The sequence below is a fragment of the Micromonospora okii genome (genome assembly GCF_020884795.1).
Classification (GTDB): Bacteria; Actinomycetota; Actinomycetes; order Mycobacteriales; family Micromonosporaceae; genus Micromonospora; species Micromonospora okii.
On the sequence record NZ_BBZF01000021.1, the window covers coordinates 66,179 to 86,563 of the forward strand.

Consider the following 20,385-nt stretch of genomic DNA (forward strand, 5'->3'; position numbering starts at 1 on the left):
GGTTGTCCTTCATCACGCGGTGCCGCCGGGGCGGCGGGGAGGGATACGTCGGGTGCGGCTGCGCCGGGCGGCGGCGCGCAGCGCGGCGCGGGCGAGTTCGGGCCGGTCGGCCGCGCCGTCGAGGTGCGCGGCGAGGGCCCGCACGGTGGGGTGGCGGAAGAGGTCGAGCATCGCGATCGACCGGCCGGTGGCGGCGGTCAGCCGGGCGTGCACGGCGGCCAGGGCGAGCGAGTGCCCGCCGATGTCGAAGAAGTTGTCGGTGACGCCGACGCGGTCCCGTTCCAGGACCTCCCGCCAGATGCCGGCGATCAGCTCCTCGGTGTCGGTGGGCGCGTCCGGGCCGGCCGGCAGCGCCACCGCCCGCGCCGGCTCGGCGGGCGCGGCGACGGTCATCGCGCCGAGCCGGGCGGTGCGTACGGCGGGCCGGGGCAGCTCGGCGCCCACCTCGGCGGCGGGCGCGTCCGCGGCGGCGGCGAGGGCGCCCGCCAGGGCCGCGAGGTCGGCCAGCAGGGCGTCGATCCGGTCGGCGTCGAACAGGTCGGGGTTGTGCACCACCTCGACGCCGAGCCGGCCGCCCCGCTCCACCACGTAGACGGTGATGTCGAACGGGGAGCCGGGCTTCGGCACGGGCACCGACTCGGTGGCCAGCCCGGCCAACGCCAGCTTCGGCGGGGCGAAGTTGAGCACGTTGAACAGCACCTGCACCAGCGGCGCCCGGGAGGTGTCCCGGCCGACGCCGAGCGCCTCGACGATGCGTTCCAGCGGCGCGCCGGGGTGGGCGGTGACCTCGTGCAGCTCGGCGGCGCAGCGGTCGACCAGCTCGGCGAAGCTCGCCCCGCCGGTGCGGACCCGCACCGGGACGGTGTCGATGAAGAACCCGACGACGTCGTCGAACGCGGCCAGCCGCCGGTCGGCGACGATCGCGCCGAGCACGTGGTCGTCGCCGCCGGTGAGGCGGGACAGCAGCTCGCCGAGGGCGGCCAGCAGCACGGCGGCGACGCCGGTGCCGCGCCGCTCGGCCAGGGCCCGCACCGCCCGGTCCGCGTCGGCGGGGAGGGTGACGGCGGCCTCCACGCCCGCGTACGTCTGCACGGCGGGGCGGGGCCGGTCGCGGGGCAGGTCCAGCGCGGTCGGCGCGCCGCGCAGGTGCTCCGCCCACCAGGCCAGGTCGGCGTCGCCCCGGCGGCGGTCCCGCTCGGCGCGCCACACGGCGTAGTCGGCGTAGGTGGCGGCGAGGGCGGGCAGGGTGGGGTCGCCGCCGGTCACGGCCGCCGCGTACGCGGTGGCGAGGTCGTCGTAGAAGACCGCCTCGGACCAGCCGTCGAACACGGCGTGGTGCCAGGTGACGGCCAGCACGTGCGCGTCCACGCCGAGCCGGTAGACCGTCACCTGCCAGGGCGGCCCGGTGGCCAGGTCGAACGCGTGGGCCGCGCCCGCGGCGAGCATCTGGGCCAGCTCCGCCTCCGGGTCCGCGCCGCCGGTCAGGTCCACCACCGGCACCGCCACGTCGGTGGGCTCCTCGCGGACCGCGTAGGGCACCCCGGCGGTCTGCGGGACGCGCCAGCGCAGCACGTCGTGCCGCTCGGCGACCGACCGCAGGGCCACGCCGAGGGCGGGCACGTCGAGGTCGCCGCGGAGCCGGTGGGCCACCGCGATGTTGTACGGCGCGCTGGACGGGGCGAGCTGGTCGACGAACCACAGCCGACGCTGCGGCGGGGAGAGGGTGGGCGGGTTGCCGGTGGTCAGCCCGTCCCCCGTGTCGGGGGCGGCGGCGATGATCCGCTCCACGATCCCGGCGAGGGTGCGGCCGGTGAAGACGTCCCGGGTGTCGACGACGCGGCCCAGCTCGGCGCGGAGCGCCGCGACCAGCCGCATCGCGGCGACGGAGTTGCCGCCGGCGGCGAGGAAGTCGGTGTCCGGGCCGGGGGCCGCGCCGAGCAGCCGGGCCCAGACCCGGGCCACGGCCCGGGTGACCGGGTCGTCGCCGACCGGGACCGCGTCGTCGGCGGGCGCGGGGCGGGCGGTGGCGGCGAGGGCCCGCAGCGCCGGCCGGTCCAGCTTGCCGGTGGTGGGGCTGACCGGCAGCGCCGCCAGGCGCAGCGTGCGGGCGGGGCGCATCGCGGCGGTCAGCCGGGGCTCGGCGTACGCGCGCAGCGCCGCGTCGTCGGGGGCGTCGGCGGGGGCGAGGAACGCGACCAGCTCCGCGCCGGCCGGCCCGTCGACGGCCTCGACGGCGACCCGGTCGACGCCGGGCAGCCCCGCCAGGACGGCCTCGACCTCGCCCAGCTCGATGCGCTGCCCTCTGATCTTGACCTGCCGGTCGGCCCGGCCGAGGTAGACCAGCCGCCCGTCGGGGGCCTGGGTGACCAGGTCGCCGGTGCGGTACAGCCGCTGGCCGGGCAGCCCGGAGAACGGGTCGGGCACGAACCGCTCGGCGGTCAGGCCGGGCCGGTTCAGGTAGCCGTCGGCCAGGCCGGGGCCGCCGATCAGCAGCTCGCCGGTCTCCCCCGGCGGCACGGGCCGCAGGTCGGCGTCGACCACGTACGCGCGGTGGTTGGGCAGCGGCGCGCCGATCGGCACCGGGTCGGCCTCCGCGCCGGTCAGCTCGCCGCTGACCGCCAGCACGGTGGTCTCGGTGGGGCCGTAGCCGTTGTGGAACCGGCGGCCGGGCGCCCAGCGGGCGGCCAGCTCGGCGGGGACGGCCTCGCCGCCGCAGAGCACGGTGCGCCAGCCGGGCACCTCGGCCGGGTCGAGGGTGGAGAGCACGGTCGGGGTCATGAAGCCGAAGTTCACCCCGTGGTCGGCGATGAACCGGGTCAGCCGGGCCGGGTCCGCCCGGTCGTCTGCGCCGACGAGCTGCACCGCGCCGCCGAGCAGCAGCGGCACGAACAGGTCGATGACGGCGGCGTCGAAGCCGAGGGAGGCCACGCCGAGGGCGCGGGTGGCGGCGTCCGCGCCGGTGAGCGCCGCGCAGCCGGTGGCGAACTCGACGACGTTGCGGTGGCTGACCAGCACGCCCTTGGGCCGGCCGGTGGAGCCGGAGGTGAACAGCACGTACGCCGGGTCGCCGGGGCGCGCCGGGCAGGCGGCCAGCGGGGCGGGGCCGGGCGGGGCGACGGTCTCGACGCCGGGCGCGTCGCCGAACTCGGCGGCGGCGGCGTCGCCGACGACGATCCGCACCCCCGCGTCGGCGGCGATGGCGCGCAGCCGCGCGCGGGGGCCGCCCGGCTCCAGCGGCACGTAGCAGCCGCCGGCCAGCAGCACGCCGAGGACGGTGACCACCAGGTCGGGCCGGCGCTCGGCGCACACCCCGACGCGGGTCTGCCGGCCCACGCCCCGGACGCGCAGGGCGGCGGCCACGCCGGCGGCCCGGTCGACCAGCTCCCGGTAGGTGAGCCGGTCGTCCCACTGGCGGACCGCGACCGCGTCGGGGGTCCGGGCGGCCTGGGCGGCGATCAGCTCGGCCAGCGTGGCGTCGGGCCAGGGCAGCGGCTCGGCCTGGACGGCGCTGGCGGACAGGATGTCGGTCACCCGTGGTCTCCCCGGTAGGTGGCGGGATCGGTGATCTGGAGTCGCAGTTCGCTGACGTGGCCGCGCCCGGCGGCGTCGGTCACCCAGGCGTCGGAGGGCGCGGGCAGCAGTTCGCTGGCGGTGAGCGAGGCGTCCGGGGCGGTCCGGACGGCGGCGTCGGCCATCGCGCAGAGCGACTGGGCGTACAGCGGGCCGGTCAGGTCGACGTAGCAGGGCTTGACCTCGGTGCCGATCTTGACGAAGACCCGCTCGGGCAGGCCGAGGCGCTGCCGCCAGCGGCGCACCGCCAGGTACCGCTCGGCCTCGCCGGTCACGCCGGCCAGGCCGCTGTCGGCGACGGTGGTGCGCCAGGTCTGCCGGGCCACGACCAGCCGGTCGATGGTGATCCGGGGCGTGGTGGGGGCCGGGGCGAGCAGCTTGAAGCTGTCCAGCAGCAGCGCGCCGAGGAGGTTCGCGAAGACCTCCACGAGCGGCCACCGGGCCCCGTCGGGCAGCACCGCCTCCAGGCGGCCGGCGGTCGACTCCACCCGCACGGCGCTGGACGGGACCAGCTCGGTCACGTCCGCGCCCCGGGCGGTGTCGACGCCGACCTGGCGGTCGGCCGGGCCGCGCAGGTGCCAGGTGGTGCGGGTGGTCTGCCGGGGGAAGCCCTCGGGGGGCAGCAGCCGCAGCCGGGCCGGCCCGAGGTCGGCGTCGACGCCGGCGCGCAGGGCCGCCGGGTCGGGGTGGAACGGGGCGAACACGGCGCTGTCGAACGGCGTGGTCGCCGGGTGCAGCTCGCCGAGGACGAGCTGGAAGTCGCCGGCGTTGAGCGCCTCGACGCTGGCCGCGGCGACCTGCACGTCGGGGCTGTGCACCCGGGCGGTGGGCCAGCCCGGGGCGTCGGCCGGGAACAGCGCCTCGGCCCGGGGGGCCAGGTCGGCGCTCGCCAGCCGCAGCTCGGCCTGGCCGGCGGGGACGGCGGCGAGCCCGAACAGCTCGGCCCAGCGGGCGGTGAAGCCGGCGCTGGCGACCGCGACGGGGCCGTCCGGGGCGAGGATGAGGCCCTGCGCGAGGGACCACATGTCGGCCAGCCGGACCGGCCCGTCGGCGGCCAGCTCGGCGTGCAGCTCGCCGAGGACCCGCTCGCAGGCCGTGCCGATCTCGGCGGTGAGCCAACGGGCGGCCCGCAGCACGATCGCCAGGGGCGCGGCGAGGGCGTCGACGACGGCCGAGCCGACCGCGAACTCCAGGTCACGGGAGGTCTCCTCGAAGACGAGGGTGCGGCCGGTGTACATCTGGCCGCCGTGCCGGGTGGCCGGCCGCCCGGTGACGGCGGTGAACTCGGCGTTCAGGGCGGCGAGGGCGGCGGCCAGCCGGTCCGGGTCACCGGCGGCGTCGGCCACCGCGTCGCGGGCGGCCCGGAGCCGGTCGAGGGCGGCGGCCAGCCCGGCCCGCAGCTCCGGGTCGCCGACGGCGGCGATCCGCTCGGCCAGCACGGCCTCGGCGCGGGGGCTGTTGGGCAGGCCGGTGTCCCAGGTGAGCAGGCCGCGCTCGACGAGCCGGTGCAGCAGCAGGTACCCGTCGTCGGCGCGGCGCAGGCCGGCCTGGCCGTCGGCGCAGAGCCGCTCCACCAGCTCCCCGGCCGGGGTGCGGCCGTCGCAGTCGACCAGCAGCCGGGCCTCCACGGCGGAGAGTTCGACCGGCGGGTGCAGCGGCCGGTGCAGCCGCCGCCCGTCGATGGTCAGGTGGGGCGGGCGCACCGGGGCCCACCAGCGGCGCGCCGCCGGGTCCTCGGCGAGCCGGTCGGCGTACGCGGTCAGCGCCCACGCCTCGAAGCGCACCTCGCGCCGGGCGGTCAGGCCGGGCCCCGGCGTGAGCCGGGTGTGCGGGGTGGCCGGGTCGAAGGCGCCCCAGCAGACCGGCCCGAAGAAGCCGATGGTCTCGGCCTTGCCGCAGTAGCGCTGCCAGTACCGCAGCACGGCGATCTCCCGCTTGCGGCGGGGCTTGTTGCGCACGGCCGGGTCGGTGCGCAGCAGCCCGTCGAGGGCGACCAGCATCTCCGGGTTCTGCCAGGTGACCGCCTCGCGGACGAGGGGGTCGGCGCAGACCTCGCCGAGCACGGCGGAGGAGCGGGCGAACGCCTCGGCCAGTTCCTCGCGGTACGCCGCCTCGGTGCCCGCGCCGGCCAGCAGCGCGTCGGCGGTCGCGGCGGCCCGGGGCGCGGCGAAGCGGTCGAGGCCGGCGGCGGGGAAGCCGGCGGTGCGCAGCAGCACGTCCCGCCACACCGACCAGCCGGTGTCGCCCAGCGGCAGCAGGTGGCTCACTCCCCGGCCCGCCCCTCGTCGTCGACGATGTGCAGGCGCAGCTCGCTGAGGTAGCGCCGGCCGGCGGCGTCGGGCACCCAGGCGTCGTCGGGGGTGGGCAGCATCTCGCTGACGGTCAGCGACACCGCGTCCCCGCCGTCGGTGCGGGCGGCCCGGACCATCGCGGCGAACATGGCGGCGTACGCGGGGCTGCCCAGGTCCACGAAGCAGGGCTTCGTCTCGGTGCCGAGCTTGACGTACACCAGCTCGGGCAGGCCCCGCTCGCGCCGCCAGCGGCGCACGGCCAGGAAGCGGTCCCGCTCGTCGGTGACGTCGGCCAGGCCGCACTCCCCCACCGTGGTGCGCCAGGTGCGCCGGGCCACCACGAGCCGGTCCAGCACGATCCGGGGCGTGTACGGCGCGGCGGCAACCAGCTTGAACCCGTCGACCGCGTGGGCGCTGAGCAGCCCGGCGAAGACCTCGGTGAGCGCCCAGCGGGTCCCGTCCACGGCGGTGGCCACGAGCCGGCCGTCGGATTCGGAGACGGTCAGGTCCACGGTGGGCAGCACCCGGTCCGGGTCCACGCCCGGCGCGGGCAGGAACGCGAGCTGCCGGTCGGTGGGGCCGGTCAGCGCCTCGGCGGTGCGGCTGGTGCGCCGGGGCCAGTCGCTGGGGAAGAGCAGCCGCACGCGCTCCTGCCCGAGGTCCTCGGCGAGGGCCTCGCGCAGCCGCGCCACGTCGGGGTGCGACGGGGTGAAGACCTGGCAGTCGAACGACGGCCAGGCGGCGTGCAGCTCGCCGAGCACGACGGTGTAGTCGCCCCGGGCGAGCGCGTCGGCGTCGGTGGCGCAGATCTGCAGGTCGGGGCTGTGCAGCCGGCCGCTGCTCCACCGGGTGGGGCGGGCCGGGAACACCTCGGCGACCCGGGCGGCCAGGTCGGCGGCGCTCAGCCGCACCTCGGTGACGTCGGCGGGCAGCTCCGCCAGGCCGAACAGCCCGGCCCAGCGGGCGGCGAACTCGGTGGCGACCCCGTCGACGGGCCGCTCGCCGGTGCCCCAGAACATGCCCTGGGCGAGGAACCACAGGTCGGCCAGGGAGACGGGGCCGTCGCCGGCCTCGGCGCGCAGCTCGTCGTAGAGCTCGCGGAACGCCGCCCCGTACGCCTCCTCCAGCTCGTCGGCCAGCCAGCGGGCGGCCCGCAGCAGCACCGCGAGGGGGGCGGCCAGGTCGGCCAGCAGCGGGGCGCCGAAGACCACGTCGAGGTCGCGGGCGGTGTCCTCGTAGCAGAGGGTGCGCCCGGCGTACATCTGGCCGGCGCGGCGGCGGGCCGGCTGGCCGGTCAGCTCGGTGAACGTCTCGTCGAGCCGGTCGAGGGCGGCGCGCAACCGGTCCGGGTCGCCGGCCGCGTCGGCCACCTCGTCGCGGGCGGCGCGCAGCCGGTCCAGGCCGGCGCGGGCGGCCCGGCGGGCGGGCTCGTCGCCGATGGCGTCGATCCGGGCCACCAGCGCCGCCTCGGCCTCGGGGGCGACGGGCAGGTTGGCGTCCCAGGTGATCAGCTCCCGCTCGACGAGGCGGTCGAGCAGGGTGTACCCGTCGTCGGGGCGGCGCAGCCCGAGCGCCGGGTCGGCGACCAGGTCCCGGGCGGGGCGGTGGCCGTCGGCGGCGGCGAGCAGGGCCGCCTCCACGGCGGTGAGGGCGACCGGGGGGCGACCGGGCCGCAGCACGGTCCGGCCGCGCAGGCTCAGGTGGGGCTGGAGCATCGGCGGCCACCACCGCCGCACGGCCAGGTCCGCGCCGATCCGGTCGGCGTACGCGGAGAGCGCCCACGACTCGAACCACACCCAGCGCCGCCGGGTCAGCCCCGCCCCGGGCCGCACCCGGGCGGTCCCGGGCTCCTCCGGGTCGAGGGTCACCCAGCAGCTCGGGCCGAAGAAGCCGACGGTCTCGTTCTTGCCGCAGTAGCGCTGCCAGTACTTCAGCAGGGCCCGCTCGCGGTCGCGGCGGCGCACGTTGCGGGGCGCGTCCGCGCCGCCCCGGGCCAGCCCGTCGAGGGCGAGCAGGGCGCCGCGGTTCTGCCAGGTCACGGCCTCGCGCAGCAGCGGGTCGGCGGCGAGTTCGCTGAGCCGGCCGGCGGAGGCGGTGACCGCCTCGGCGAACTCCTTGTCGAACCGCTCCCGCCCGCCCCCCGTGGCGAGCAGCTCGTCGGCCGCGGCGGCGGCCTGCGGGGCGCCCAGCTCGGTGAGCCCGACGGCGGGGAAGCCGGTGGTACGCAGGATGGCGTCGCGCCACACCGACCAGCCGGTGTCGCCCAGCGGCACCCGGTGCGCGCCCGACGCCGTGCCGGTGCCGCCCGGGGTCGGCGCGGTCCCGTCCGCCCCGGCGTCACCGACGGCGGCGGGCCGGCCGGCCGGAACGGTCAGGGCGGCGGTGCTCGGGACGGCGGTGGTCGGTTCGGTGCCGGTCAGGTCGACGCCGGCCAGGTCGGCGCGGATCGCGGCGGCCAGCTCGGGGAGGCGGTCCTGCGCGAAGAAGTGCCCGCCGTCGATCTCGTGCAGGGTGAACCCGGCGGCGGTGTGCCGCTCCCACGCGGCGCTCTGCGCGCGGCTGACCGCCCGGTCGGTGCGCCCGTGGAACGCCACGATCGGCACGGGCAGCGGCTCGCCCGGGACGTACCGGTACCCGTCGACCCGGCCGAAGTCGGCGCGCAGCAGCGGCAGCAGCAGCTCCACCAGCTCGGGGTGCTCCAGCACGCCGGCCGGCAGCCCGCCGCCGTCGCCGAGGCGGCGCAGCAGCTCGTCGTCGTCGGCCTCGGAGAGCCCGTCGAAGAGGCTGGCGTCGTCGACGTGCGGGGCCCGCGCGCCGCCCACGTAGAGCCGCAGCGGCAGGGGCCCGCCGGTGCGGCGCAGCTCGCGGACCACCTCGAAGGCGACCCGCCCGCCCATCGAGTGCCCGTAGAGGACGTACGGCCGGTCGGCCCGCCCCGCCACGGCGGCGGTCACCTCGGCGACGGTGAAGCGCGGGTCCTCCCCGATCCGGTTCTCCCGGCCGGGAAGCTGCACGGGCAGCACCTCGACGTCGTCGCCGAGGGCCTCCTGCCAGCCACGGAACGTGCTCGCGCCGCCCCCCGCGTAGGGCAGGCAGAACAGCCGCACGGGCGCCGTGGGGCGGCTCCCGGCCGAGACGAACCAGTTCACCGAGCACCTCTCGCTGGGGGATCGATCCAGTGCCGCCGGCGCTGGAACGGGTAGGTGGGCAGGCCCGCGCGTCGCACGCCGCCCGCCGGGTGCAGGGCCGCCCAGTCGACGGCGCCGCCGGCCACCCAGCCCGCGGCCAGGTCCCGCAGCTCGCCGGCCGGGCCGGCGAGCCGCTCGTCGCCGTCGAGCAGGGCGTCGAGGCCGGCGAGGGCGCCGGCGAGGTCGGTGGCGACGACCGCCGCCCGGTGGGCGAACTCGCGGCGGCCGAGCGCCAGGGTGGCGGCCACCTCGCCCAGCGCCGGGGCCGCGCCGGCCAGGTGCCGCCGCAGCCGGGTCAGCGCTTCCCGCAGCGCCGCCGGGGTGCGCGCCGACACCGGCAGCAGGTACGCCCCCGCGTCCGGGGCGTCCGCCGGCTCGACGGGTGGCGGCTGCTCGACGATCACGTGCGCGTTGGTGCCGCCGAGGCCGAACGAGCTGACCCCGGCCACCCGGCGCGCCGCCTGCGGCCAGTCCCGGGCCTTCGTCGGCACGTGGAACGGGCCGGCGGCGAGGTCGATCTCCGGGTGCGGGCGGGTGAAGTGCAGGTTCGGCGGTACGACGCCGTGCTGCACGGCGAGCACCGTCTTGATCAGCCCGGCGATGCCGGCGGCGGCGTCGAGGTGGCCGATGTTGGTCTTGACCGAGCCGAGCGCGCAGGACTCGGCGGGCGCGGCGCCGGCGTACACCTCGTGCAGGGCGGCGACCTCCAGGGCGTCGCCGAGCGGGGTGCCGCTGCCGTGCGCCTCGACGAGGCGGACCTCGCCGGGGTCGACCTCGGCGGCGGCGAGCGCGCCGGCCACGGCAGCGGCCTGCCCGGCGGGGCCGGGGACCGCGAAGCCGGCCCGGTCCGCGCCGTCGTTGGTGACCGCCCAGCCGGGCAGCAGCGCGTAGATCCGGTCCCCGTCGGCCTGGGCGTCGGCCAGTCGGCGCAGCGCGACCACGCCGACGCCGGAGCCGAAACCGGCGCCGTCGGCGGCCTCGTCGAAGGCGCGGCACCGGCCGTCCGGGGAGGCCAGCCCGCCGGGGGTGTGCCGGTACCGGGGCCAGGTCACGTTCACCCCGCCGGCCAGGGCGATGTCGCACTGGTAGTCGGCGAGGCTCTGGGCGGCGACGCAGACCGCGACCAGCGAGCTGGAGCAGGCGCTCTGCACGGCCAGGGCCGGGCCGGTGAGCCCGAGGCGGTACGCGACCTGGCCGGGCAGGTGGTCGGTGGCCTGCCGGCCGATCAGCCGGGCCTCCCAGTCGTCGGGGTCGACGTCGCCCACCACGGCCGGGTTGTCCATGAGGTGGAACAGGAAGTACCGGTTCGCGGAGGCGGCGGCGTACACGCCGACCAGGCCGGGGAAGCGGGACGGGTCGTGCCCGGCGTCCTCCAGCGCCTCCCACGCGCTCTCCAGGAACAGCCGGTGCTGCGGGTCGGTGCGGGCGGCCTCCGGCTCGCCGAAGCCGAAGAAGTCGGCGTCGAAGTCGGCCACGTCGTCGAGGCGGCCGGCGGCCCGGACGTGCCGGGGGTCGGCGAGCAGCCGGGGGCCGATGCCGAGGGCGACCAGCTCCTCCTCGGTGTGGTCGTGGACGGAGTCGACCCCGGCGCAGAGGTTCCACCAGAAGGTGGCGACGTCCGGGGCGCCGGGGAAGCGGCCGGCGATCCCCACCACCGCGATCTCGTCGCCGGTGTACTCGCGGGCGGCGGCGGCCGGGGCGGCCGGGGCCGGCGCGACCGGGGTGCTGGCGGGCGCGGGCGGGGCGTCGAGGAGGCGGGCCTGCGCCTCGATCGTGGGGCTCTCCAGCAGCCGGGCCAGGGGCAGCCGCACGCCGAAGCGGTCGGCGAGGCGCTGCTGCACCACGTTGAGCAGCAGCGACTGGCCGCCGACGTCGAAGAAGCCGGCGGTGCGGGCGACCGCCGGGCGGCCCAGCACCGCGCACCAGATGTCGTGCACGGCCCACTCGGTGGCGGTGGCCGGCCCCTCCCCCGTCGCCACGGCGGCGTCCGGGTCGGGCAGCGCCCGCTCGTCGATCTTGCCGGTGACGGTGAGCGGGAACTCGTCGACCACCACGACGGCGCGGGGCAGCGCGTACTCCGGCAGCCGCCGGGCGAGGGCGGCGCGCAGGGCCGCCGGGTCGAGGGCCCCGCCGGCCGGCCGGGCGTACGCGAGCAGCTCGCCGTCGCGGACGACGGCGCGGACCGGGCCGACGCCGGGCTGCGCGGCGAGGGCGGCCTCGACCTCGGTCAGCTCGACGCGGTGCCCGCGCACCTTCACCTGGCGGTCGAGCCGGCCGAGGCAGACCAGCTCGCCGCCGGGCAGCCGCGCCCCAAGGTCCCCGGTCCGGTAGGACCACACCCCGTCGGACTCGCGGCGGAACCGGTCGTCGGCGCGGTCGAGGTAACCGGGGGCGACGTGCCGCCCGCGCACCACGATCTCGCCGGTCTCCGGCGCCAGGTCCACCGCGTAGCCGGGGAGCGCGACGCCGATCGGCAGCGGGCCGGCGGCGGTTGGGTCCGCGTCGGCCAGCGCCAGCGCGTGCCGGGCGACGAACGTCGCCTCGGTCGCGCCGTAGCCGTTGACCAGCACGCAGTCGGGGGCGAAGCGGCCCCGGCCCCGGGCGGCGTCGGCGAAGGTGACCTGCTCGCCGCCGAGCAGCACCGCCCGCACCGTGTCCAGCCGCCGGTCGCCGAGGGTGTCGAGCAGGAACCGGTAGACGGTCGGGGTGGAGTGGTAGACGGTGACGCCGTGCCGGGCGAGCAGGTCGGTGGCGTGGGCGAGGCCGTGCCGGCGCAGGTCGACCGGGACGACGGCGGCACCGGTGAGCAGGGCCGGGTACAGGTCGGGGATGGCCGCGTCGAAGCTGAACGAGGCGAGCAGGCTGAGCCGGTCGTCCGGGCCGATGCCGAGGCTGGCGATCTGGTTGTCGACGACGTGGGCGAGGTTGCGGTGGGTCTGCCCGACGGCCTTGGGCAGCCCGGTCGAGCCGGAGGTGAACAGCACGTACGCCAGGGCGTCGGGGTCGACGGCCACCGGGCGCAGCGGCGCGGTCGCCGCGGTGTCGGTGCTCAGCACGGCGACGTCGGGGCACTCGGCCGTCAGCCCAGCGGCGTCGGGGCGCCCGGCGGTCAGCCGGGCGGCCAGCTCCTCGTGCTGCGGGGCGGCCAGCACGGCGCGCGCCTCGGCGGCGGCGAGCATGTGCCGCAGCCGGTCGACGGGGAAGCTCGGGTCCAGCGGCACGTACGCGCAGCCGGCCGCGAGCGTGCCGAGGATCGCGGCGACGGTGGGCGCGCCGTGCGGGGTGAGCAGGGCGACCCGGTCACCGGGGCGGGCCCCGGCGGCGGTGAGCAGCGCGGCCTGGCCCCCGGCGGCGGCGGCGAGATCGGCGTAGCTGACCGCCGGCCCCTCGCCGAGCAGCGCCGAACGGGTCGGCAGCTCGGCCGCGAGGCGGGCGAATCGTTCGATGACGGTGCGGGCTTCCACGTCAGTGGGCCCGGGTCGCGGCACCGCCGACGGGCCTGCGGCTCCACTCACTGTGTTCACGGTCCCCTTCACGGCTACACAATGGATGCAGCATATGGCCGCGCACCCCGACATCAAGATCACCGATCCGGAGTCGGACCGAAGGGTCGAGGAGTCCACCCGGGACGGTCGGCGAGTTCATCCGATCAGTCGTTCAGGTCGTTGAAAAGTTTCGACCGAATGCCCGAACGGCGAGTTATTTTTTGGCCAAATCCCCTGCTGGGCGGCGTTTCTCCGATGAGCAATCCCCTGACCTGCGACTCAGGAACGGGGCCGCCGGGCGGGGCGGGCCGCGCGCCGGTGGGCCGCGCGCCGGTGGGCCGCGCGCCGGTGGGCCGCGCGCCGGTGGGCCGCGCGCCGGTGTGGGCCGCGCGCCGGTGGGCCGCGCGCCGGTGTGGGCCGCGCGCCGGCCCGCGCCGGGGCGGGCCGGCGCGGGCCGGGGCGCGCACGCTCGTCGCCGTCGGGCGACTCCATGTCGCCGACATCGCGGGTTCGCGCCCGCCCCGACACCGCCATGCCGGCGACACCGAGTCGATCATGGCACCCCGCGACCATCGGGGTCCGTGCGGGTGGCGAGCGGCCCGCTGGCGGGCGCTGGAGGTGTCGACTCGACCGCGCTCAGTAGGGCGCGGTCGGCGCGTGGCCGCGGCGGACGGCTCGGCTGCGGCGGCGGCGCGGGCCGCCGGGGCCGAGGGCTGGGGCCGGGGCTGGGGCTGGGGCTGGACCGGGATCTGGCCGACGCGCTGGCGACGGTCGCACCACAGCGACGACGTGGTGGACCTGTCGCCGCCCTTCAGGCGGGGCCGTTGATCGACTCCATGTCGCCGGCATCGCGCCATCCGCTCGCCAGGACACCGCCATGTCGGCGACATTGAGCCGAGGCGGTCGGGGCAGGTGGACCTGCCGCCCTCCAGCGCGCCGTTGACGACGCGGAATCCGTGGTCAGCCGAGCGGGCCGATCCTCTTCGCCAAGCCCAGGAACCCCGTCCAGGCAGCCGGCGCGAAGGCCAGGGCCCCACCCTCGCGGTCCTTCGTGTCGCGGACGAGAACCACGCCGGGCAGATTGTCGGCGACCTCGACGCAGTCGCCGCCGTTGTTGCCGCTCTTCGTGCTCTTGCGCCACCGCGCGCCAGTCAGGTCCATGAGGCTGCCGCTTCCCTAATGAGGTCCAGGGAGTGCGTTCGGGACAAAGCCTCCCCGCGCACGCATTCCCACCGTCGTTCAAGCGTAGCAATGGTGGTGGTCCGCTCGATGATCTGCGCTTCCGCCTGGCTGTCGACGTGCACGACCCGATTACCGTCAGGCAGTTCGGCGATGGTGAAGGGGCCGCCGAGCCCCGAGTACATCCCGACAGACGCCGGCACGATGAACACCTGGACGGCGGGCCGAGTCGCGCACTCCGCCAAGTGGACGAGCTGTTCCGCCATCATGGCACGGTCGCCCCTCAGGGTGCGCCGCAGAACGGACTCGTCGATCACCGCGACGAGTAGGGGCGGACGGTCCCGGCGCAGGACGCCCTGCCGACCGATGCGGACCGCGACGAGACTGTCGACCTCGGACATCGACAACGCCTCGTTCGCCAGCGTCGCCCGAGCGTACGCCTCCGTTTGCAGTAGACCTGGTATCCAGGCGAGCTGAAAGCTCCGCAGCGATACGACCTCACGTTCGATCTCTGCCCATGGCCGGAACCATGCCGGCGCTCGGCGCTTCGAAGCGTCAGGCCAAAGCGTGTCCACCCCTTTTCCGAGCAGCTTTGCCACCTTCGCCCGGTGACGCGACTGTGGGATATGCCCTGGGTTTGCCCACCGAGCCGCAGTCTTTGGGTCCACGCCCACCTGAGCTGCAAGGGCTTCAGCAGTCAGCCCGGCACTGGCCATAGCCTCGATGACTGCATGGTTCATCCGGACTCCCCCATGGATTGTCTCGTTCGCCCGCCTTCCATACTGGTACGGGGTGTGATTGTCCCGCAACCCTCGGCAAGGTGTTTCCAGGGCGGCGCGGGGCGGCTGACATTGGTCCCGGTTCGCGTTCGCCGAGGGAGCCGCCCCGGCCCCGCTCCGGGCGGGCGGCTCCCTCTCCAATCGCGACCACAGGGAGAGGCATGTCGTACCGAGGCGAACGCCACCGGCACCCCCACGGCCGGCAGCAGGCGCACCAGGCGCGCCCAGTCGACGCCGAGTCGACGGGAACGGTGGAGCGGCTGCTGCCGTCGACCGACGAGGGGGCGCTGCGGTGCCGGCGATGACCGAGGTGCCACACCTTCCGATGCGTCCCCTCTGGCTCTGTCGGCGTTGCGGGGCCCCGTGGCCGTGCGGCCCGGCGCGGCTGTCGCTGCTGGCCGAGTACCAGGGTGACCGGACGTCCCTGCTGTTCTACCTGGCGATCCTGATGCAGGAGGCGACCGAGCACCTGACGATGCTCAACCCGGCGAGTCCGCCCGGCGACCTGGGCAACCGCTTCCTGTCCTGGGTCCGCGCGCCCCGGTAGGCCCTCCGGCTTTGCCAATGGGCGAATACGCCTATACGGTGTTCCGGTGCCCCTGGACGCGTCACGAAACAGCCTGGTGCTGCCCCTGCTCGGGCTCCTCGTCGAGGAGCCGGCGCACGCGTACGACCTCGCGGCGCGCCTGGACGAGCGGTACGGGCACCTGTCGGTCAGCCGCAGCACCGTCAGGTCCCTGCTGAAGGCGATCGAGCGGGCCGGCCTGGTCGCCGCCCGCCGCCCCGAGCAGGTGGGCAACCGGCCGCCGCGCACGACGTACGAGCTGACCGCAGCCGGCATGGCGCAGTTCCGCCGGAGGGTCGAGGCGGGGCTGCGCGACGCCCCGGTCGCGTCCGTGGACTTCACGATGGCCGTCGCCTATCTGGGCATCCTCCCGGCCGAGCAGGCGGCGACCAGGCTGGACGGCCGCGCCGATCGCCTCGACCGCGAGCTGACCGCCCTGCGGGCACGACCCGCCGACGTGCGCGAGGCGCACATGCTCGAAGCCGCCTACTGGGGAACCGTCGTCGCCGCCGAGGCCGCCTGGCTCAGGGCCCTGGCGGGGCGCATCCGCGCGCACGACATCGAGTGGCCGGGCGGGCAGCCCGCCGAACCGGAGGAGATCCAGGCGTGAAGTTCGGCATCTACCCGGGTGGGCGGGCCGGCACCGTCTGCTCGTACCCGCCCGACCCCACCGCGATCCGCGACCTGGTCGACGACCTCGCGGGCGGTCGCCCATTCGTCATCCGCGAGTACGTGCACTTCTTCGGCGACGCCACCCCGCCGGACGTGGTCGCCTCCCTCGGGGCCGAACGCGATCTCGACCGGCTCACGATGCCCGACGAGTGGTACGTCGGGGGAGGCCGCGAGCTGGACCTCGTGGTCAGCTACCTCCCCGCCGTCGCCGACGTGCCCGGATGGCTGGCCTTCCTCGACACCGTCATCGACCGGTACGGCCACCTGACGCGGTACCTCCAGGTGACCCTGGAACCGAACTTCCCCATCCCGCTCATCGACGGCAGCTCCCCCGGCGTGCTCGACGCCCTCACCCTCGGCATCCCGCACGCCCGCGCCGCGCTCGACCGGCGGGGCCTCGGCGACGTACGGGTCGGCTTCTCCGTCGCCGAACCGGCCGAGTGGCTGGGCGGCGACGACGGCTTCTGGCGGCACCTCTCCGGCCTGCCCCACCGGGACTTCGCGGCCCACGTCGACTACGTCGGCCTGGGTCTGTATCCCGACGCCTTCTCCCCCGTCGCCCCGCGCGGCACGCCCGGCGACGCGGCGTCGCTGACCATCCACGCCCTGCGCCACCTGCGGAACCACGCGCTGCCCCGCGCCCACGTCCCGGCCGGCACCCCGATCCACGTCGTGGAGAACGGCAGCCCGAGCGGCGCGCCGCGCGACGAGCGGGCGCAGTGCGACTCCCTGACGGACATGATCGGCGCGGTCCTCGCCCACGCGGAGCCCCTGAACATCGCCCAGTACGAGCTCTTCAGCCTCCGGGACGCCGACAGCGCCTCCGCCGAGCCCACCGGGACGCTGGGAATCGTCACCGACACCTACCGGCCGAAGCCCGCCCTGGCCGTCTACCGCGACATCATCCGGGGTTGGAGTGTGCCGGACGGTGATACCCCGGGCACCGCTACGGAGGTGACTCGCGGTGGGGCGGCCGTTCCGGCTACCCCACCGCGAGTCGTGTCCACACCCCGTCAGCGCGGACCGGTGAGGACGGAGGGCGGCTTCGGGGCGGCGACCGGCGGCAGCTGCTTGCCCGGCGCCGCGGCGGCGCGGAGCCCGGCGGGCGACGCTTCGACCGGCTCAGTGAACGGCTGACGCGCCGCGGCGCAGACCGTTCCCCGGGCCGGCAGCGCGCCGCTCAGCAGGTACCGGTCGATCGCCTCGGTGACACAGATCCCGGTGCCGTAGGAGGCGTGTCCCCAGTTGTCGCTGGACAGCAGCCGGGAGTTCGGCAGCAGCCGGCTCGCCGCGACAGCGCCGTGGTACGGGGTGGCCGGATCCCAGGTGTTGCCGACCACCAGGACCGGCGCTGCGGTCCGCCGGTTGAACGGGCCCCGGTAGGCGTCCTCGTCCCGGACCGTCCAGGTGTCGCTCGCGCAGGGCACGTCGAGCCAGCCCCAGGCCCGGCCGAAGTACGGCGCCCGGGCGTCCCGCCGGGCCGTGGCGGCCAGCCAGGAGTCGGCGTCGCGGGGGAATCTCCCGTCGGTGCAGACCACACCGTTCAGGGTCTCGAAGGTGTTGTCGTATGGGACCTCCTCGGCCGCGGCGTCGGAGCCCTTCGCCCGGGCCTGCTGCACCCGCCCGACCAGAGCCGCCTCGGCCTGTTCGGCGGCCGGTCCGCCATTGATCAGCGCCCACATCTCGGCGGCCAGCTTCGTCGTGTCCTCGCCGGCGGTCGGCTCGTAGAGCAGGTAGAGGACGGCGCCGACGAAGTCCGCGTAGGTGATCTGGATCGGCCCGTCCGGGGTGGTCACCACCAGCGGCTCGGCGCGCAGCCGATTCGCGATGGCCGCGAAGTTGGCGGCCGGATCACCGGCGGCGAAGGCGCAGTAGCGCTCGCCTGCCCGGTCGCAGCGTTGCAGGATCTCCCGGAGGGCCCGGTACGCCCCCTCCGACGAGCGCATCCGGTCATCCAGGATCCGGTTGCCGGCGGCCCCGGCACCGATCCACGCTCGCGGGTCCACCACACCGTCGATGGCCAGCGCGCGGAACCGGTCCGGGAACATGTTCGCGTAGAACTGCCCGAGCACGGAGCCGTAGCTGAAGCCCAGGTAGGTGAGCTTCGCGTCGCCGACCGCGCGGCGCATGACGTCCATGTCCCGCGCCACCTCGGCGGTGGACATGGCACCGGCCAGCGGCTGGCCCGTGGTGGAGCAGGCGGCGCCGAACTTCTTGGCGCCGGCGGCGTACTTCGACTCCTCGGTGACGCCCCACGGGAACGGCGCCTTCATCTCGTCGAACACGGCGCGCTGCTCCTGCACCGAGTTCCAGCATCGGATGTTGCTACTCGCACCCACGCCGCGCGGGTCGACACCGACGATGTCGAAGCGCTGCAGCAGCGCCTCGCTCAGGAACTTCGGCCCGTAGAGAGCGAACTCCGTGGACGAGACACCGGGGCCGCCCGGGTTGAGAAACAGGCTGCCGAGCCGGTTCTTCTGATCCTTCGCCTTGATCCGCAGAACGGCGAGTTCCGTCTTCGCACCCCGGGGCTGGTCGTAGTCGAGCGGCACCGCCACGGTGGCGCACTCCGCGATCTCGTAACACGTGGTCCAGTTGAGCTTCGGCGTCGGCACCCGGTCGACCCGGGCCCGTTCGATCTTGCTAGTCGTGGCGTCACCGGCGGCCGCCGGTGACGCTGAAGCCGGGACAGACCCGGCAGCGAGCAGAGCGAGTCCGGCGACGCCGGACACCACCGCGCGCAATCGCGGGAGGTGCATATGGAGCCCTTTCTTCAGGACGACGCATCGTAGGAGTCCGGCGCCGCGCACGAACGCCAAAGCATTGACGCCCCAGGCCGTGTCTTCAAAGGACCATGACTGTGGCGATGTACGGTGTGATCCGCCGCTAGAGCCGACCGACGCCGAGTGGGAATTGTTGTCACCGCACCGGCCGTCGGTGATCACCCGACGGCGGCGACGAGGCTGCGGTGGAAGCGCGCATGAACCCTCCACGGCGAGACAGTGAACAAACTTAACAGATGGGAATGTTAACTGCAACGTTGCGAGAGGTCAATGCTTTCTATTCAGAGACTTTGAATGAAAGGGAGGACGCCATAAAAGGGTCGATCTATGTTGATATTGGGCTGACGGTCGCTCTCTGGGCGGCCATACGGCGTCGATCGCCACCACTTTCGTGCCGTCTGGGCCGTGCGGTTCGCGTTCGCAAGCAGAAAGAGCCGCTTTCTCCCTGTGCACCACAGAACACGACTGCGGCGCTTCGATAACCACAGCACCCCGCGTCGGCGACGTTCATCGAGCGTATGCCATGGATTTGCCTGTGCCGGGACAGTTCGCCTGGCGATGCGCGTGTCTGCCGGGTAGCGGTGCCGTTTCACTGCGGATCGTCTCGCGGTGCGCTTTGCAAGTCGGCGGTCGTGCGCCCTCAACGGGGCAGGCTGCCGTGCACCGGTGCGCCGTTGACAAGCACAGCCCGAACGGCCAGGTCGTCGTCGAGGATCACGATGTCGGCGGCCTTACCGGGAGTGAGACTGCCGGTGTGGTCGGCGATGCCCAGCAACGTTGCCGGTGTGGTGGCGGCAGCCCGTGCTGCTTCGACTACCGGGATACCGGTCACCTGGATGGCATGTCGCACGGCGGCGTCCATTGTGAGTGTGCTACCGGCAAGCGTGCCGTCGGCGAGTCGCACGCTGCCGGCGTCGGCTATCACCGGGACTGGCCCGAGTCGGTAGGTCCCGCTGCTCATTCCCGCCGCAGGAGTCGCATCGGTGATGAAGGCAATGCGATCGGCGCCCGCAGCGGCTACGGCAACTCGGACGGCTTCGTCGTGTACGTGGATCCCATCGTTGATGATTTCACAGGTGACATTCGGGTCGGCAAGGGCGGCACCCGCGGGGCCGGGGTCTCGATGGTGGAACTGGCGCATTGCGTTGAACAGGTGTGTTGCCAGCCGGGCACCGCCCGCGAACGCGTCGCGTGCCTGCCGGTAGGTCGCCTCAGTGTGACCGACGGCGACGATCGCACCAGATCGCAGCACCTCTGCGAGCAACGCCATCCCACCGTCCAGTTCCGGTGCCATCGTTACCACCCGAATGTGGCCACGGCCAGCGTCGAGAAGCCGTCGCAACGCTGTGATGTCGGGGGCCAGCAGGTAGTCGTTATGATGCGATCCGCGTTTGGAGGGATTGAGGAACGGACCTTCCAAGTGAATCCCGGCGATGCCGGGTTCCTCTGCGTCGATCATCGCGGCGATGACGGACACCGCAGCGACCATACGGTCGAGGCTGTCGGTGACAAGGCTCGCGAGCGTACGAGTCGTGCCGTGTCGGCGATGGAAGCTGACCGCGGTACGAATCTCGGCAGGGTCCTGGGTGGTGACCTGCGCTCCACCACCGCCGTGCATATGCAGGTCGATGAAGCCGGGAAACAACCATCCACCACCCAGGTCCACCGTGGGCGTGCCGGCGGGCGGTTCGCCTCGTCCGGTGGCGACTATCAGTCCGTCGGCCACGGTCAGCCAGCCAGGGTCCAGGACCGTGCGCTGGGTAACCACTCTGCAGCCCGTCAAAGTCAGCACAGGTCCCACCATAAGCCTTTCCAGCGGGTGAGCCGCCCGCCGCGCGATCGGTGCGGGTGACCACTCGATCGCGTTCAGTAG

12 protein-coding genes are annotated in these 20,385 nt (G+C 75.3%); 4 read left to right on the plus strand and 8 right to left on the minus strand.

Going from position 1 to position 20,385, the window contains the following annotated elements; all coding sequences use genetic code 11:
- Window positions 1-12: 12 nt before the first annotated feature.
- Genes LPU43_RS20305 through LPU43_RS20320 form a run of 4 tightly spaced genes read right to left on the minus strand, consistent with a single transcriptional unit; the run spans window position 13 to window position 12,564 of the window.
- A complete protein-coding gene (locus tag LPU43_RS20305) occupies window positions 13-3,531 on the minus strand; it encodes a non-ribosomal peptide synthetase (protein WP_229402069.1) in 3,519 nt (1,172 codons plus the stop codon).
- Window positions 3,528-5,837, minus strand: a complete 2,310-nt coding sequence (locus LPU43_RS20310; RefSeq protein ID WP_229402070.1) for a lantibiotic dehydratase — start codon at window positions 5,835-5,837, stop codon at window positions 3,528-3,530. Before LPU43_RS20310 ends, LPU43_RS20305 begins: the two co-directional genes overlap by 4 nt.
- A complete protein-coding gene (locus tag LPU43_RS20315) occupies window positions 5,834-9,010 on the minus strand; it encodes a thioesterase domain-containing protein (RefSeq protein WP_229402071.1) in 3,177 nt (1,058 codons plus the stop codon). The genes LPU43_RS20310 and LPU43_RS20315 overlap by 4 nt, the downstream gene beginning before the upstream one ends.
- On the minus strand, window positions 9,007-12,564 hold the full coding sequence (locus LPU43_RS20320; protein ID WP_229402072.1) for an AMP-binding protein: 3,558 nt from the start codon (window positions 12,562-12,564) through the stop codon (window positions 9,007-9,009). The genes LPU43_RS20315 and LPU43_RS20320 overlap by 4 nt, the downstream gene beginning before the upstream one ends.
- 627 nt (window positions 12,565-13,191) lie before the next feature.
- Between LPU43_RS20320 and LPU43_RS20325 the strand changes: the two genes are divergently transcribed.
- The gene (locus LPU43_RS20325; protein ID WP_229402073.1) at window positions 13,192-13,362 is read left to right on the plus strand and encodes a hypothetical protein; all 171 of its coding nucleotides are present in this window, start codon (window positions 13,192-13,194) and stop codon (window positions 13,360-13,362) included.
- 132 nt (window positions 13,363-13,494) lie between these two features.
- On the opposite strand, the gene LPU43_RS20330 is transcribed toward LPU43_RS20325, so the two are convergent.
- Complete coding sequence (locus tag LPU43_RS20330) at window positions 13,495-13,695, minus strand: DUF397 domain-containing protein (RefSeq protein ID WP_229402074.1); 201 nt, start codon at window positions 13,693-13,695, stop codon at window positions 13,495-13,497.
- Window positions 13,686-14,453: a DUF5753 domain-containing protein gene (locus LPU43_RS20335; protein ID WP_229402075.1), complete on the minus strand. Its 768-nt coding sequence runs from the start codon at window positions 14,451-14,453 to the stop codon at window positions 13,686-13,688. The genes LPU43_RS20330 and LPU43_RS20335 overlap by 10 nt, the downstream gene beginning before the upstream one ends.
- A gap of 200 nt (window positions 14,454-14,653) precedes the next feature.
- Between LPU43_RS20335 and LPU43_RS20340 the strand changes: the two genes are divergently transcribed.
- From LPU43_RS20340 to LPU43_RS20350, 3 genes are read left to right on the plus strand one after another with little or no spacing between them, the layout of a single operon-like run.
- A complete protein-coding gene (locus LPU43_RS20340; RefSeq protein ID WP_229402076.1) occupies window positions 14,654-14,797 on the plus strand; it encodes a hypothetical protein in 144 nt (47 codons plus the stop codon).
- On the plus strand, window positions 14,794-15,039 hold the full coding sequence (locus LPU43_RS20345; RefSeq protein WP_229402077.1) for a flavin reductase: 246 nt from the start codon (window positions 14,794-14,796) through the stop codon (window positions 15,037-15,039). Before LPU43_RS20340 ends, LPU43_RS20345 begins: the two co-directional genes overlap by 4 nt.
- 46 nt (window positions 15,040-15,085) lie before the next feature.
- Window positions 15,086-15,667, plus strand: coding sequence for a PadR family transcriptional regulator (locus LPU43_RS20350; RefSeq protein WP_229402078.1), 582 nt, complete (start codon window positions 15,086-15,088; stop codon window positions 15,665-15,667).
- 1,075 nt (window positions 15,668-16,742) lie between these two features.
- Here the strand turns inward: LPU43_RS20350 and LPU43_RS20355 are convergent.
- Together LPU43_RS20355 and nagA are read right to left on the minus strand one after the other, a co-directional pair.
- Window positions 16,743-18,344, minus strand: a complete 1,602-nt coding sequence (locus LPU43_RS20355) for an alpha/beta hydrolase (protein WP_229402079.1) — start codon at window positions 18,342-18,344, stop codon at window positions 16,743-16,745.
- An 808-nt stretch (window positions 18,345-19,152) separates the two neighbouring features.
- On the minus strand, window positions 19,153-20,304 hold the full coding sequence (nagA, locus tag LPU43_RS20360; RefSeq protein WP_229402080.1) for an N-acetylglucosamine-6-phosphate deacetylase: 1,152 nt from the start codon (window positions 20,302-20,304) through the stop codon (window positions 19,153-19,155).
- Window positions 20,305-20,385: the final 81 nt, after the last annotated feature.

Coding starts and splice junctions, on each gene's coding strand:
- LPU43_RS20330 (WP_229402074.1), bottom strand. CDS start 13,695: ATGGACCTGACTGGCGCGCGGTGGCGCAAGAGCACGAAGAGCGGCAAC.
- LPU43_RS20335 (WP_229402075.1), bottom strand. CDS start 14,453: ATGAACCATGCAGTCATCGAGGCTATGGCCAGTGCCGGGCTGACTGCT.
- LPU43_RS20340 (WP_229402076.1), top strand. CDS start 14,654: ATGTCGTACCGAGGCGAACGCCACCGGCACCCCCACGGCCGGCAGCAG.
- LPU43_RS20345 (WP_229402077.1), top strand. CDS start 14,794: ATGACCGAGGTGCCACACCTTCCGATGCGTCCCCTCTGGCTCTGTCGG.